This is a genomic window from Seminibacterium arietis (assembly GCF_042675725.1).
Lineage (GTDB): Bacteria > Pseudomonadota > Gammaproteobacteria > Enterobacterales > Pasteurellaceae > Seminibacterium > Seminibacterium arietis.
The window spans coordinates 243,080-257,406 of record NZ_JBHTJN010000008.1; the positions used below are offsets into that span (position 1 = coordinate 243,080).

Annotated in this window: 19 protein-coding genes; 14 read left to right on the top strand and 5 right to left on the bottom strand. The window is 40.1% G+C overall.

Translation table 11 applies throughout. The annotated features are described in order from the left end of the window. Positions 1 to 2: 2 nt before the first annotated feature. Positions 3 to 914 (bottom strand): BRCT domain-containing protein, encoded by a 912-nt coding sequence (locus tag ACFQ02_RS03750; RefSeq protein WP_380819506.1) that lies wholly within the window; start codon positions 912 to 914, stop codon positions 3 to 5. A 135-nt stretch (positions 915 to 1,049) separates the two neighbouring features. Beyond that, on the bottom strand, positions 1,050 to 1,712 hold the full coding sequence (locus ACFQ02_RS03755; protein ID WP_380819508.1) for an XRE family transcriptional regulator: 663 nt from the start codon (positions 1,710 to 1,712) through the stop codon (positions 1,050 to 1,052). A 160-nt stretch (positions 1,713 to 1,872) separates the two neighbouring features. Here ACFQ02_RS03755 and ACFQ02_RS03760 point away from each other — a divergent pair, with 160 nt between their 5' ends. The 12 genes from ACFQ02_RS03760 (at position 1,873) to ACFQ02_RS03815 (ending at position 9,050) form a co-directional block, all read left to right on the top strand. Further along, on the top strand, positions 1,873 to 2,124 hold the full coding sequence (locus ACFQ02_RS03760) for a transcriptional regulator (RefSeq protein ID WP_380819510.1): 252 nt from the start codon (positions 1,873 to 1,875) through the stop codon (positions 2,122 to 2,124). A 3-nt stretch (positions 2,125 to 2,127) separates the two neighbouring features. Continuing rightward, positions 2,128 to 2,340 carry a hypothetical protein gene (locus ACFQ02_RS03765; protein WP_380819512.1) on the top strand — a complete coding sequence of 71 codons (213 nt, stop codon included), beginning with the start codon at positions 2,128 to 2,130 and terminating at the stop codon, positions 2,338 to 2,340. A gap of 128 nt (positions 2,341 to 2,468) precedes the next feature. Then, positions 2,469 to 2,726: a hypothetical protein gene (locus tag ACFQ02_RS03770; protein WP_380819514.1), complete on the top strand. Its 258-nt coding sequence runs from the start codon at positions 2,469 to 2,471 to the stop codon at positions 2,724 to 2,726. Next, entirely contained in the window at positions 2,726 to 3,325 is a 600-nt protein-coding gene (locus tag ACFQ02_RS03775) for a hypothetical protein (RefSeq protein ID WP_380819516.1), read from the top strand. Before ACFQ02_RS03770 ends, ACFQ02_RS03775 begins: the two co-directional genes overlap by 1 nt. 8 nt (positions 3,326 to 3,333) lie before the next feature. Then, a complete protein-coding gene (locus tag ACFQ02_RS03780) occupies positions 3,334 to 3,555 on the top strand; it encodes a hypothetical protein (protein ID WP_380819518.1) in 222 nt (73 codons plus the stop codon). A 12-nt stretch (positions 3,556 to 3,567) separates the two neighbouring features. Continuing rightward, positions 3,568 to 4,002: a hypothetical protein gene (locus tag ACFQ02_RS03785; RefSeq protein ID WP_380819520.1), complete on the top strand. Its 435-nt coding sequence runs from the start codon at positions 3,568 to 3,570 to the stop codon at positions 4,000 to 4,002. Beyond that, positions 3,999 to 4,427, top strand: coding sequence for a hypothetical protein (locus ACFQ02_RS03790; protein WP_380819522.1), 429 nt, complete (start codon positions 3,999 to 4,001; stop codon positions 4,425 to 4,427). Before ACFQ02_RS03785 ends, ACFQ02_RS03790 begins: the two co-directional genes overlap by 4 nt. Before the next feature lie 77 nt (positions 4,428 to 4,504). Then, the gene (locus ACFQ02_RS03795; RefSeq protein WP_380819524.1) at positions 4,505 to 6,949 is read left to right on the top strand and encodes a replication endonuclease; all 2,445 of its coding nucleotides are present in this window, start codon (positions 4,505 to 4,507) and stop codon (positions 6,947 to 6,949) included. Positions 6,950 to 6,966: 17 nt separating this feature from the next. Continuing rightward, a complete protein-coding gene (locus tag ACFQ02_RS03800; protein WP_380819526.1) occupies positions 6,967 to 7,107 on the top strand; it encodes a host cell division inhibitor Icd-like protein in 141 nt (46 codons plus the stop codon). 58 nt (positions 7,108 to 7,165) lie between these two features. After that, positions 7,166 to 7,435: a hypothetical protein gene (locus ACFQ02_RS03805; RefSeq protein ID WP_380819528.1), complete on the top strand. Its 270-nt coding sequence runs from the start codon at positions 7,166 to 7,168 to the stop codon at positions 7,433 to 7,435. Positions 7,436 to 7,625: 190 nt separating this feature from the next. Continuing rightward, positions 7,626 to 8,246, top strand: coding sequence for a DUF6378 domain-containing protein (locus ACFQ02_RS03810; RefSeq protein ID WP_380819530.1), 621 nt, complete (start codon positions 7,626 to 7,628; stop codon positions 8,244 to 8,246). A gap of 390 nt (positions 8,247 to 8,636) precedes the next feature. Next, the gene (locus ACFQ02_RS03815; RefSeq protein WP_380819532.1) at positions 8,637 to 9,050 is read left to right on the top strand and encodes a hypothetical protein; all 414 of its coding nucleotides are present in this window, start codon (positions 8,637 to 8,639) and stop codon (positions 9,048 to 9,050) included. Positions 9,051 to 9,094: 44 nt separating this feature from the next. Here ACFQ02_RS03815 and ACFQ02_RS03820 read toward each other — a convergent pair whose 3' ends face one another. From ACFQ02_RS03820 to ACFQ02_RS03830, 3 genes are all read right to left on the bottom strand, one after another. Beyond that, entirely contained in the window at positions 9,095 to 9,358 is a 264-nt protein-coding gene (locus ACFQ02_RS03820; protein WP_380819132.1) for an ogr/Delta-like zinc finger family protein, read from the bottom strand. Positions 9,359 to 9,446: 88 nt separating this feature from the next. Beyond that, positions 9,447 to 10,433: a phage portal protein gene (locus tag ACFQ02_RS03825; RefSeq protein WP_380819592.1), complete on the bottom strand. Its 987-nt coding sequence runs from the start codon at positions 10,431 to 10,433 to the stop codon at positions 9,447 to 9,449. A gap of 43 nt (positions 10,434 to 10,476) precedes the next feature. Then, positions 10,477 to 12,243: a terminase large subunit domain-containing protein gene (locus ACFQ02_RS03830; RefSeq protein WP_380819534.1), complete on the bottom strand. Its 1,767-nt coding sequence runs from the start codon at positions 12,241 to 12,243 to the stop codon at positions 10,477 to 10,479. Positions 12,244 to 12,435: 192 nt separating this feature from the next. On the opposite strand from ACFQ02_RS03830, the gene ACFQ02_RS03835 reads away from it, so the two are divergent. Both ACFQ02_RS03835 and ACFQ02_RS03840 read left to right on the top strand, forming a co-directional pair. Then, positions 12,436 to 13,299 carry a GPO family capsid scaffolding protein gene (locus ACFQ02_RS03835; protein ID WP_380819536.1) on the top strand — a complete coding sequence of 288 codons (864 nt, stop codon included), beginning with the start codon at positions 12,436 to 12,438 and terminating at the stop codon, positions 13,297 to 13,299. 4 nt (positions 13,300 to 13,303) lie between these two features. Then, positions 13,304 to 14,317 (top strand): phage major capsid protein, P2 family, encoded by a 1,014-nt coding sequence (locus ACFQ02_RS03840; RefSeq protein WP_380819538.1) that lies wholly within the window; start codon positions 13,304 to 13,306, stop codon positions 14,315 to 14,317. Positions 14,318 to 14,327: the final 10 nt, after the last annotated feature.

Below are 14,327 nucleotides of genomic sequence, written 5' to 3' on the forward strand. Positions count from 1 at the left end.
AATTACAAATAATCAAGTAACCAATCTTGCTCTGTGATAATTTTTACATCATAGCCAGATCTTTGAAAATATTTAGCTTTTTCAATTTTCCGTCCAAAACTTTGAAATTTCCAATCGCGAGAATTTAACGCTCCAACAATTAAAAAATCTAACTTAGTTGTAATTTCATTTGTTATTCTTGCACCTTGTTCAATAGCTAAAGTACGACAAGCGGATCTAGGACCGTATAAGAATTTACCAGTAAAACACACTGTCTTATCTTCAAGATTAACTTCATCAACTAAATCAAAAAAATAAGAACCAAGAGAAAGACCATCAACAATTCCTTGTTCTAAATCTACACCGCCAAACTCACAAAGAACTTGTTTTAAAAAATCTCTCTCTTTTTGTGTAATTACGCCGTCCGCAAGGATAGTTGTGATTAAATCATAAACCTCACTACCTGGATAATTATTTCTTAATTGTGCATTTCTACGAATAAACTTATTTAGAAAAAGAATTTCTTCATCTCTTAACTTACCATCACAAACCACACCTTTACAAAGCCCAGAAAGCAAGTGAACATCGCTTTCTTTTGAAAACATAGCAGGATCAGCAGACTTCAAAAAGTCACCCCGAATTTTTTGTAAAGTTTTAGCTAAAAATTGTTTTTCTTCATCTGTAATTTTGCCATCAGCTAGAATATTAGAAATATGATGACGGATAGCTTTTACATAATAATTATTGGAGAGCATTTCAGAATCTAAAATCCACGTATCTAAATAAAGAATTTCTTCTTCTGTTAATTCTCCGTCGCAAACAATACCATCAATAATGCCAATTAAATTACCGAAAAGCTTATCTCTATTTGAAGAGTAATTAAAACTATAAAATTGTTTATCTAAAATAGAATCGTTTAGCATGTCCTTAACCATACAACCTCCCATTTAAAATTATTTATTGTTCAATTCACCACTTACAAACTGATTAGTACCGCCGTTATTATTGGACTGATCGACATTTGCCGAAAAACCGCCAACGGTAACACCGCTTGCCACATTTAAATAAAACTACAAATCACGAGCATCTATCGGCACAATCCGAATAAACTTACCGATAATTTCCGCCGAGTTGAATAACTCCTCTGTAATATCAAACGGCTCATATAATTTATTATCACTCAACGCCCTAATCACCCCAGTTGGCAACCGCTGCAAGCGTTTAATATAATTGCATTCATTCACCCTAAACGCGTAAACACCCTCACCGATATAGCTCTTCACATTGGTATCAATAAACACCAAATCACAAGGGCGAATAGTTGGAGCCATGCTATCAGTAGGCACTTTGAAAATGCAAACCCCCTCCGCACTTTTCCGCCTCAAAATCTGTGAAAGCCCCTCTTCAGTCAAATGAATGCTCGCAATCACATCAGGATAATCAGGATTAATAATGCCGTCGCCTGCCGACAACTCAAAATCATACAAATCTATTTTAAAAATGGGCGGAGCCTCATTCACCCAGCATTCAGGCACTTCACCCTCGCCAGTTTTTAGCCACTCAACAGAAACGCCAAGAGCGGTCGCTATTTCTAAAATATTGCGAGGCTTTTTCGTTTTGCCGATCACTATATCGCTTATGGCGGTCTGAGAAATACCGACTATATTTGCGAGTTCTTCTTGCGTCATTCCTTTATTAGAGAGTACTTTTCTCACTCTTGTATGTAGATCCATTTTTACCCCCTTTCTTGTATTTCATGTAAATAATAAAAGTATTCTTATAAAAAAACAAAAAGAAATATTAAAAATATTTTAAAATATATCTTGTCTTTTTCTTTTAATGGATCAATAATACAAGCAAATAAAAGATAATCTTTTAAAGAAAGGGCGGAGAATGAACAAAAAAATACTTAAATCAATAAAAATAGCTGGTACACAAGATAAGCTAGCTAAAAAAGTAGAAGCGTCTCAAGCAAGTATTGGGCTGTGGTTAAAAGGTTGTGAATATTCCGCCAAATACGCCTACCGCATAGAAAAAGCCACAGGGGGCAAAGTGACCGCCCGAGAATTATGCGAAGAATTACACAAGCTAGACCGCAAAAAGAAACGTGAAGCGAAGCTAGCCCAACAACAAACAAAGGAGTAACCCATGCAAAACCTAGAACTATATCTTACTTCCGCCAAAGTGGGCGTAATGACACTAGAGCGATTTTCAGAAGAAACAGGCATATCAATCCGCAAAGTAATTACGTTATGGGAGCAAGGTAAGTTGCCCATGGCGTCAAGAGCAAGAGGTATGCGACTAATCAACATCTTAGAGTTCAACCGCCGTTGCGTAAGCGGTCAACCGCTGGATTTATAGGGGGCAAATATGATTATTTCGGAAACAGTCGTAAATATAGTCAATATAGTGTTGATTACTGTCATAGCGTTATTGGTTTATGCATTTATTAGAAATTTAATGCGGTAGTAAAACACAAGGACAGCAAAATGAAAAAGCCATTTAGCTACCACTTAACCTCGTTTATAGGGGCAATGATAGTAGGGCTAGTGTTGGGCGTCAGTTGCGGAACAGACCCAATTAAAACCGCCCAACAAGCGGAAATCACAAATACAGATAGCCTTGAAGACTGGTACCAATCCCAAGGCTACAGCCTCGAACAATTAGCCGAATTGAAAGCACAAGCGGAGCAACGCTGGCATGAAGAGCAACAACCACAAACCGAACTCGCAAAAGGAACACACTAATGAGCGGTATCAAGTACGACATCATCGCAGATGAAACCATACAATACAAAGGCAGAACGCTTTATCGAATTAAAGCCTTAAAAAGTTTTGCCGACGTCAGCAAAGGCGACAAAGGCGGCTATATTGAACACATGGGCAACCTCTCACAGCTTGGCGACTGCTGGATCTACGACGAGGCGAAAGTATTCGCCAACGCCAGCATATTCAATAACGCCATAGTAGAAGAAAACGCCGAAATATGCGGACAAGCCATTATTTTTAAAGACGCCAGAATAGGCAAAGACGCAAAAATATACGGTTACGCCACAATCGGCGATGTTGCCCACATCAAACAAGACGGCGACATGTTCACTCGTTCAAATTATTTCACCGTCAGCAACATCACCGACCACGGCTACAACATTACATTCTACTTAGGCAAAAACGACATCTTAGTCAATGCAAGCTGCTGCAACAATGTAGAAGAACTACCGAAACACGTCTTTTGCGGAACCATAAACGAATTTGAGCAATATATCAGCGACATCACACGAGCTGAAGTCAGACAACCGCTTGAAGATTTAATCAAAATCGCACGCCTACAAATCAGAGTGGAATAGGGGGAAACATGAACGACACCACGAAAAAGAATTTTATCAGCGTAAAAGCACTAAAACACAAAGCCGACCTCCAACAAAAGGAAATTGACAGCTTAAAAATAATCGCAACCAACCAAGCAAAACAAATCGACCGCAATCAACTTGAACACATCAAGCTAGTAAACGAAGTCGAAAAAATAAAACGCCAATACGCCCAACGACAAGGGCATAAATGGGCGTTCTGGCGATAACAAGGGGGCAACATGTTAACCGAATTTAAACAGCTACAACAACGCTTATTTCAATGGGCATTCAACCGCATATCACAAGCCAAAACCGAACAAGAAACCACCTTAAGAGGGGCAATGGCGTGCCGTGCAATGCTCAATAAAAAACATGTTGCCGTAACCAGTTTCAACAAACTAGATGAAATAAAACGCCGTGAATATTTTAGCCGTGCCAATTTCACCGCCGACGATTTTCAAACCGCCCACAACGGCGAATACACCGCCGACCTATTAAACGCCAACGGCTTTCACAAATTAATTGCGTTAATTGAATACGACCGCCAGCAATTAGCCTTAATTGCTTGCACTACCGCCTTAATTGACTACCGAAAACAATTAGCAAGACAACCATTTAACGCCAACAAAAAACCGACCGCACCGCAACAAGAACAATGGAGTAACGCAGCATGAGTCGACACTACGAAAGAAAACCGCAACAAAAAACCTATTTAGAAGTAATCCAAGAAAAGAAACAGCGGTTAAAAAAAGCCAAACAATTTAAAGCCGCCACCGAACAAGCCTCACGGCTCGAGCGTGAAGCCTTGAACAAATTAACCGAACGCTATTTACAAAAAGAAAACAGCCAATTGACCACCGCCACAACGCGGCATTTAGACATCTTAACCATTTATGACCAAGCCATGAATAAATGGCTAGAAGCGTTAAAAATGGCGAAAAGTTACACCAATGAATACTGGTGTTTAATGCGGTTTGCTTACTGTGCAGGGCGTATCGGCTTAACCCTCGCCGAAATGAAAAAAATGCTAGAAACCAACTACGAAACACAAAAATACATCAAAGACTTAAATTATTTTAAAGCCACATGGGGAGCATAGAAAATGAACACAACCGCAAACCACATCGAAACAGCGTGGCAAACTATTATTAAAGAGTAAAGCAAAATAACAAAAAAATGACCGCACTTGCAACACCGCACACCGCCTTTTATCAATTGTCACCGCTGATTAAAGTCAAAGCGGAACACATTCCAAACAAAGACGGAAGCCAAAAAACAGAAGCCCAGCTTGAATTGTTTGAGCTGGTTCCAACGCATTATGAATTTGTTGAACGAGTATTAAAAATGCTCCCACGTCAACAAATACGAGAACACGTGCGGAATTTATACATTAATGAATATCGCTCCACCAAGGGAACCACCAACCAAAAAGCCTACACCGCTAACACATGGATCAGAACGGTCGTACAAGACCGCCTTAAAAAAGTGTTCAAACAAAATAAAATTAATTTAGCGGATTTAATCGCCTTTAATCACCAGCAAAGCCACTGGCAACAAGCACTAGAAAAGGAAATCAAAGAAGAATTAAAACGCAACCCACCGCCAAACCGTGAAACCGACCCAAAAGGCTTCAAAGCCTACCAACAAGCGGAATTAAATAAAAGCGATTTTCACGCCTTTAAACACAAATACGGCAAACACATCGCCCAACAAAACCGCCGAGAGTTTAACCGAGCAATGTTGCCATTATATTTAACTTCCTTGAAAAAGCTGGAAGAAATCTGCCAACAACTGGCGAACACTTTCAACCAATTTCAACGCCAATACATGGAAAAACACGCCGAACTATTCGCCAAACAGCAACGCCAACCCACAGAAAGCGAAATAGAAACTATTTTTCACAATCTATACGGCGAGTGCGGTCAAATTGCGGAAAGTTTTGGCTTAGACCTTAACTACTGGCAACAATACAAAGGGCTAAAACGCAACCGCCAATTAAAAGCAATCTACATTGAAAGCACCTTAACTCGCATTGTTGATCCGAAATACTGGCTTAAACGCCTTCATAAAATCCAACGCCAAATGGTCGAACATATCGCCATAGCATGCGGACAAGTGAGAAAAGGCACACAACAATATGTCACTAATCAAGCCTTTAATGCGTGGGAACGTCAAACCGAACGCAACCTTGATTATTTGAAAAACATGATTGTCGAAAACATTGACGACCCAGCCGAGCAAGTGGAATTAATGGACATGTATTTACACAGCTCATCAAACATCAGTAAGTTACGTATTGAATTAATGACACGCTGCCGAGGCTTAGAAGAAGACGCCGATTTTAGACAGCTAGACGGCTTATTCATCACCCTAACCGCTCCGAGTGCCTACCATTCCATTTTAAGCAACTCAGGCAAGCCCAACCCAAAATGGAACGGAGCTAGCCCAAAACAAACACACAAATATCTCAATACCGTTTGGCAACGCACAAGGGCAAGATTAAAAAAAGCCAATATTCAGTTCTCAGGCTTAAGAGTGTGTGAACCACACCACGACAGCACGCCACACTGGCATTTATTAATTTTTGTTCAGCCACAACAAAAACAGAAACTAATTGACATTTTCAAAGCCGTTGCCCTCGCCGAAGACGGCGACGAAAAAGGGGCGAAAATGCACCGCCTTAAAATTGACCCAATCGACAAAGCCAAAGGCACCGCCGTCGGTTACATTACTAAATACATCTCAAAAAATATTAACGGCTTTGCAGGTAAAAACGACACCTCAGACGAAGACCACGGCATGAGCTTGCAAGATAACGCCAAAAGGGCGAGAGCATGGGCGAGTTTGTGGGGCATTCGTCAGTTTCAATTCTTCGGCGATAAATTTGTATCACTCTGGCGAGAAATTAGACGGCTCGCCAGCCACCTACACAAACAAGAACAAAAACAAAAACGGCAAACCGCCCAACGTGATCAGCTCAACTTAGACATCGCACAGCCACCGCTGCAAAAAACCGCCTACCCTCTTGCATGGCAGCACAAAAACAAACATCTCGCAAGAGCAATCGCCTGTGCCGACGTGGGCGAGTATGGAGCATTTGTGGATTGCATAACCGCAGGGCTAGGATTTTTAGCCAAACGCAAAGACAGCAATTTGAAAATTTATTACGAAGAAAACGGCACAACCAAATACGGCGAGGCTAGAAAAAAAATCAAAGGCATTCAATCTATTTTTGACCTTGAACCAGTCATTACCAGATTAAAAAATTGGACCTTAAAAAGTAAAAAAAACGTACTAGTAGAGAATTTAGAAAAAGAGCTTAATCAAGCACTTAGCGAGCAAAGCGAGCCTTGGACTTGTGTCAGTAACTGTAACTTAAAGGTAGTGACACAAATCAAAAAAATCATTGACCCAATAACTAAACCGCTCAGAAAAGATCAAATAAAAGCCATTTTAAGAGGCTGGAAAGTGATGATAGATAACAAAATGTACTTACAACGCAACGGCGACGAAGTGGAATTACACCAAATTAGCCAAACACGCCGCACAAATGCACAAATATTAAACAATTTAACCGCACTTTATCAGGATTTTGATTTTCAACAATTCACATTAACCTAACTAAACCGAGGTACAACATGACCAAAAAAACACAACCACCACAAGATCTAAAAACCATTTTAGCCGAACGAGAACAACAGGCACGCCAACAGCTCAATCTCACCCAACATCAAGCCGTCTTTGTGGCTCGCATTAATACAAGGGGGCGTTATGTCTAATCGCAACCTATCAAGCGAAATCACCACAAATATTCAAGCTATAAAGGAGATTTAGACGATGAGTAATACAAATTATCAAGCAAACCAAGAAAACGCATTTAAGCCCAATTTAGAGGGTATTAAGAACACATTAGAAACCTCAAGAGATTTAATTATTCAGTTAAAAGAGAAAAAACCCGTAATGGCTTTTAATGACGAGGGGCAAGAGGTTCAGTTATCTCAAGAAAAAATGCTAGACATAGTACTAACGCAATTATTCTGTTCTATTGACGATATTGACGAAATACAGACCGCACTTTTAAGACTTGTAAGCGATTTGAGCCGATAGCAAAAACGATAGTAAGGGGCAGCACCAAGATTACACCCAGTTTAGTGGAAATAATCCAACAAAAAAGCCCTCAACCAAATGGCAAGGGCGCAAGTAATTTAACTTAACTCATAGGAAGTAATCAATACATGGCGTTCTAAAAAGAACGTCATGGATTATAGCCTAAATGAGTTTGAAAAGGTACAGAAACATGACAAAAATCAAATTTTCAGTATTGCAAAAAAATCAAAGTGCGGTTAGTATTGGCGACACTACTACAAAGAACGGCTACCGCACCCGTAAGACTTGCGGAATTTTTTTACCTCAAATTCCTATCATCAATGGCTTGAGCCTGCTAAGCTCAATCTGTTTATCTGAATTTGTGGCAAGGTCTATACGTCGAGATAAGGCGGAGTTTATCCGCACGAATAAGGCGAGCCGTTTCTTTGCGGTAGTTGAAACCTTGCTACACCCTTTAGGGAACAGCAATTCACATTTACTAAACAAAGAGACAATCAAAATGCTATTCAAATTTATCCTATTCTTAGGCAAAAACCGCCTAAAACTTTCTATACGTGCTAATTCAGAACAACAGCACGGCAGTTATGACACTTTCGCCCAAATTTACGGCGATTTACGCAACGTCATTGAACCACACACAAAAAAATTAAACTGGAAACAACGCACATCAATTGAAATGATATTATTCAAAATCACACGCATACTAAACAAAGGAGCCACACATCAAGACAACTGGCAAGACATCGCAGGCTACGCCCTATTAGGCGGAGAACTACATCACCCAACAAAAGATACAAACCGCACAAAATGAACAAAGAAAGAGAAGAAAACAAAAAGGAATAAATAAAACAACACAAAACAACAAAAAATAAAATTGACAGCCCAAAAAAGAGCGAATAAGATAACAGCACAATTTTTAACAAAAAGTAGGCGGTCACAACTTAATTCTGTGGCTTTTTTTTCAAAGAAACCCTATTTAACAAGGTATTTTCGCACAAACAAAGGTATTTCTTATGACTAAAACGAAATTGCTTGTTCCCAAAAAGGTTCGCACCGTCTCAGCTCGCCAGTACTTGAACGAAGCGAAAAAAAACTCAGTGAACAACAACATAGAATCCGTGCGGTTTATCCCACCAACTTTCGGTTCTAGTGGCTACGGTTCATTTCAAATTACATATAAAACACCTGTATTGGTTGCACGATGAACAATGAACAAGAAAACCTGCCTAAAGTGGTAGATGAACATGTTATAAAAGAGTTTGTGCAACTTCAGCACCAAGAAATACTACTGAAAAGAGAAGAGCTTGCTCTTAGACATGAAGAAATTAAAGCCAATGAAAGGCTTGCAAAAATTTCAATTGAAGCCAAGCAACAAACCGATGTGAAACACGGAGATATATTCTCTGCCTTACAAAAAGGAAAATTATGTATTACCGCATTAATTTCCGTATTAGTGATGATCGTCATTATCTACGCAATGAATACAGGAAACACCGATTTTGCATTGGAAGTACTTAAAATCGGTGGAGCTTTAGTAGCTGGTTATTTTGCTGGATTTGGACGAGGTAAAGCTGTTGTACTTGAGCAACAACAAAAACGCAATGAAGATGAATGAAACTAAGAATTTTTAAAAGCCTGTTTAAAACACAGGCTTTTTTGTCAAACCGCCTCAATCATTTTTTTTAATTGCTGCTTGTCTTGTTCAGAGAGAAGACTGATCACATCTTCAAGTAATCTATCTTTAGAGAGTTTAGAGGTCTTTACCACGTGCGAGCGTTCAAAGTTATATACCTCAGATTGGCAGCATTGCGGATTGGTACAGGTTATATAAATTCTAGCGAAACCGTCAGAAAGAAAATCAGAACGACGGATAAAACAACGACTCCCACACACACCGCACTTCACTTTCAACACATTAGCCATAATATAACCCATTGAAAAAAAATAAAAAATAAAAAATAGTATAGCATGAGCGAAAAACCGCCGCCCCATTATTTCACCTAAAATGGGCTTATTCCGCCAACCGAGACTTAAACACCACTTTCAAATCGCGGTGAATGTCGTGATCGTTGTTGATTGTCTCCGCAATAATTGCCTGAAGTGGCTCCACTTCGTCCGCCTGATAGGTCAAGCGAGCTTTGATCGGATCGCCAAAACCGCCCACACTCGGAATAATCCCACCGAGACCAGGCGGAAAACGGTGAGCCGTCAACACATCTTGAGCAGAAATATTTTTAATATTTGCGAACTCATCTTTAGTGCCAGTATCACCAACAGGAATTAATTTCACGCCGTCTGGCTTACCGTCAGGAATATTAATGAACATCGAACGGAAATTACCAATACCCTTAGAGCCTTGAATTTTTCGTTTAATTTCGTCTTCCACTTCTTCCGACAAAGCAGGATCGGTCGTGTACAAAATAAAACCCATATGAGCTCCGTTAGAAAAATAACGCCGTCTAAATACCGTTGCATCTGCATTCAATAACGCCGACTGAATACCGCCCACATAATCAGGCGAGCCGTAAATTTGTTGAATAGGATCATACAGTTTAATAAAAATAATATCCTCTTTGCGATAGTGAAATACCTCATTGCTATCAATATCATCAATATTTTTTTTCACTAAATAACAAAAATCGCCGTTCTTTTTCACTCGCAAATGAAGCGAAGACAACACCGCAAGGCGACAGACCTTGCCTAAATGGTTGCGAATTTTCAGCAAACCCACATCACCGAATTGAATTAAATTTAAACACAACGCCCTCATATCCATACGCGACAACACCGCACCGCCCATATAATCCGACGACACCATATTGGCACGGCTGTGCAAAATGCCACTATGTTGAGCATTCTGAAACGGCAATCTAGCCAACGCTTGCCGATTAATTGGCGGAGTGTAGCAATCAAATTGGCTATCAATCGTTAACGGCAAATAATCCAATGACGGCGAGGCGATAAAATCCCCTTCCGTTGAAAAACTAAAGAATTGCATCTTGTTGTTTTTTGTTGTCTGTGTGGTTGTTAATTTTTTCATATCAAATATTCCATGTGCTTTTACGTTTTTTACAAGAAGTGAGCGGTTTTTTGTGTAAGGCGTGAGCAATCGCCCAAAAAACATCAGAGTGTTGTGTACTCGCGGACCGATCCGCAATAAAGGTGGATTTATTACCGCTTTTTGTCGTGGTTTGCTTCACCATTAAAAAACAGGCTGGTATATCGGTTTCAGTATTCGCCCATTCTAATTTTTCATGTTCTTCCACTAAATCATGCACCTTGAGTACTAATTCAGTTTTCACGTCAGGATTATACAAAATAGGGACCACGATCCGCCGTGCAAAGGTCTGCAACTCTTCAAATACACCATAACCAACGCCAGTCGCGTCAACGCCAATGTAACTGAAATTATATTTTTGCATAAGCTGGCGGATCTGCTCCGCTTGCCATTTAAACGCCAAGCCACGCCACTGAAAGCGAGCTAAAACGCGGTATTTTTCCGACGGCGTAACAGGCGGAGCGATAATCACAAACGAGGCTGCGTCATCGCTGTGTGCTGGATCATAACCGCCCCACACTTCACGAAAACCAAAAGGGCGATCCGCCGAGGGGTCAAAGTCTTTCCATTTTGCAATATCAACGCTACATTTCAGCAACTGTTTAATAGTGAAAATGCTGTCAGCGTCATCAATCCACACACAACGGTACAACTGATTGAACGCATATTTACTATATTTTTGCTGCAATTCATCAAGGTCAAATAGCACATTGGCACCGCCTTTTATCGCCTCATCAATGGTAATGACAAACCGCCATTGACCGTCAGGACAGTCAACCCCCTTTTTCATCTCCTCAAAAGAGGGAAAAGACACTTTCTGCCGTTTCGGATCGCCACTTCGCCATTTGTCACCGCTCCAAAAACTAAAAGAAGCATGAAATTTAGATGACGGCGTAGAAAAATAGGTTTCACGCCATTTTTTATGCGTTGCCATTGCCGACGACACCATTTGAAAGCGGTCAAAGTCTTTGATCCACGCATATTCGTCACCATAAACATGACCGCTATTGCCTTGAGCCGTATTCGCATTAGTGGCTAAAAAATGCAACTCCGCCCCATTGCTTAATACAATCGGATTGCCTTTTAATTCCACGTTAAAATACTGCAGTGCCATTTTACAAATATAGGTTTTGAATATTTCCGCCTGACGTTTAGAGGCAGAAAGAAATATTTGATTGTCTCCTGTCAAAATCGCATCTTCTAACGCCTCAAAGGAAAAATAATAGGTCGCTCCAATTTGTCGCGATTTCAAAATATTTCTAATTTTGCGATCTTTGTGTTCTCTTAACGTCTTTTGATAAGCAAACAACGAAGACAAAAACGGCTCAAACATATCTGGCGTAATATGGGAAATATCGTTTTTAATCGGCTTTTTGTGTTTGCCTTTAGATGGCTTAGCCTCATCAGCTAAAGCAAGTGCGGTGCCGTTTTCGCTTTTTTTCGCACGTTGCTTTTTATACTGAATATCTTTATCGATTAATTGCTCAAGCTCTTTTAATTCTAATTCGGTTTTATTATCACGTTGGGTCAATTCCACAATCCGCAACGCAATTAATGCTTCAATACCGTCTTCACTCACCAAGCTAGACCAATTATATTTTTCAGCCCAATAGTAAATCGGACGGCAAGAATTTAAGTTTAATTCTTCCGCTATCTGCTTAGGGCTATAACGCTTTAAATATAAAAACCGTGCGGCATAAATCGTTTCATCATCGTAACGGCTTGATCGTCTTTTCCGTAGTTTGTGCATTTTTTATCCTTTCATTAAAAACGCCTCTATTCTGAACAAAAAAGCAAGTAAAAAATCCAGTTAAATTCGTTAATACCGCAACAATAGGCAAAAAATACGAATTATCGAAAATAATCGAATTTTAGCCGAGAAAAACACCACTCAACCGTGCAGAATAACCGCACAACAACCAAACAGGCGAAAAAAGCGACAATGAAAGAAAGCAAATTAAGAACAGGCTTAGTCTGTATTGCCACCTCAGGTGACACCGTCGACGGTCGAGCAATCAGCCAACAGGAACTAAAAGACATTTACGACACCTACGATCCGAATTATTACACCGCCAACATCTGGGCAGATCATAAACGCGGTGACAATTTAGGACAAGTGTTAAGCCTGAAACTAGAGCAAGGCGAAACAGAAAGCAAATTATATGCCGTGCTGTCACCTACTCAACGATTAATCATGCTCAACAAACAAGGGCAATATTTATACAGCTCAATTGAAATTGCTCCAAATTTCAGAAACAGCGGAAAAAGTTATTTATTTGGCTTAGGCGTTACCGACACACCAGCCAGTGTCGGCACAACACGGCTAGAATTTAGCCAACAAGGCGAACCGCAAAACCTCGCTTACACCACACCGATTAAAAACAATTTAACCGCCAATTATCAAGCGGACATTGAACAGGCAGAACAAGCGGAACAAGCAGAAATTAAAGGCTTTTTCCATGCCTTAAAACAGTTTTTCACAAAACCAGAGAACAGCAATCACAATCAAAACAAGGAAACCGAAATGAACGAGAAGCTACTCACTGCGATTGAAAGTCTAAACCAAAAATTAGACCAATTCACCGCCCAACCTGAAACAAAAGCCGACGTGAAACCACAAGCCGACGAAAAAGCGGAAGCGGTAAGCATTGAAGCCTTTAACGCACTAGCAAAACAAGTGCAAGCATTAACTGAACAATTAAACAAAATGACCGAAGAAGCCACTAAAGCACCGCAAGGCGTGGGCAGTTTTAGCACTGATGACATCATCAACGTAAACGGCTTTAAATTCAATTTTGGAGAGTAAAAAAATGAATAAACAAGCATTTAACGCAATGATTACCGCTTACGCGAAACACTTCAACGTGTTACCGTTTGAAATTTTAGCAGGTCAATCATTTGAATTAACCAAACCACAAGCAGCACTATTAGGCAAAAACATCCAACAAAGCTCGGATTTTTTGAAGCAAATTAACTTCGTACAAGTTAACGCCGTCAAAGGGAAAAAACTGTTAGGTGCAACTGAAAAAGGCATTACAGGACGCAAAAAAGACGGACGCTATTTAGCGACCTTAGACCACACTGAAAGCGGTTTTGAATTATTTGAAACTGACAGCGGTGTCATTATCCCTTGGGCAATGTTCGACAATTTTGCCATTTATCGAGACCGCTTAGGCCAATTGTATGAAGAATATGTCAATACGCAAATCGCCTTAGATATTCTACAAATTGGTTGGAATGGTACAAGCGTTGCAGATAATACCTCAAAACCAGATCTTTCAGACGTTAACAAAGGTTGGTTACAACTGTTGAAAGAACAGAAAAAAACCAACTATTGGGACGATGAAGAAACGTTTAAAAATATGTTCGCCGACGAGGGCAAAATTCACACCCTTGACGAACTCGCTTTTGAATTAAAACAAGGCTTAGATTTAAGACACCAATACCGCAATGACTTAGTATTCTTAGTAGGGGCGGATTTAGTGGCGAAAGCAAAAGCCAAAATTTTAAGCGGAAACAGCGAAAAACCAAGCGAAAAAGCAGCACTAAACACCCACAATATTTTCGGTAGTTTTGGCGGAATGCAAGCGATTACCCCACCAAACTTCCCAGCACGTGGAGCAGTGGTTACAACCTTGAAAAATCTAAGTCTTTACACCGAAAGCGGAAGCCAACGCCGTTCAATTCGTGAAGACCAAGACCGCAAAGGCATTGTGAACTCTTACTACCGCATGGAAGGCTATGTTGTCGAAGATGTCGGATTAATGACTGCAATTGATCACACTAAAGTGAAATTCAAAGACGATAAAGAAGAGATCGCCTAAAGGAGCGTAA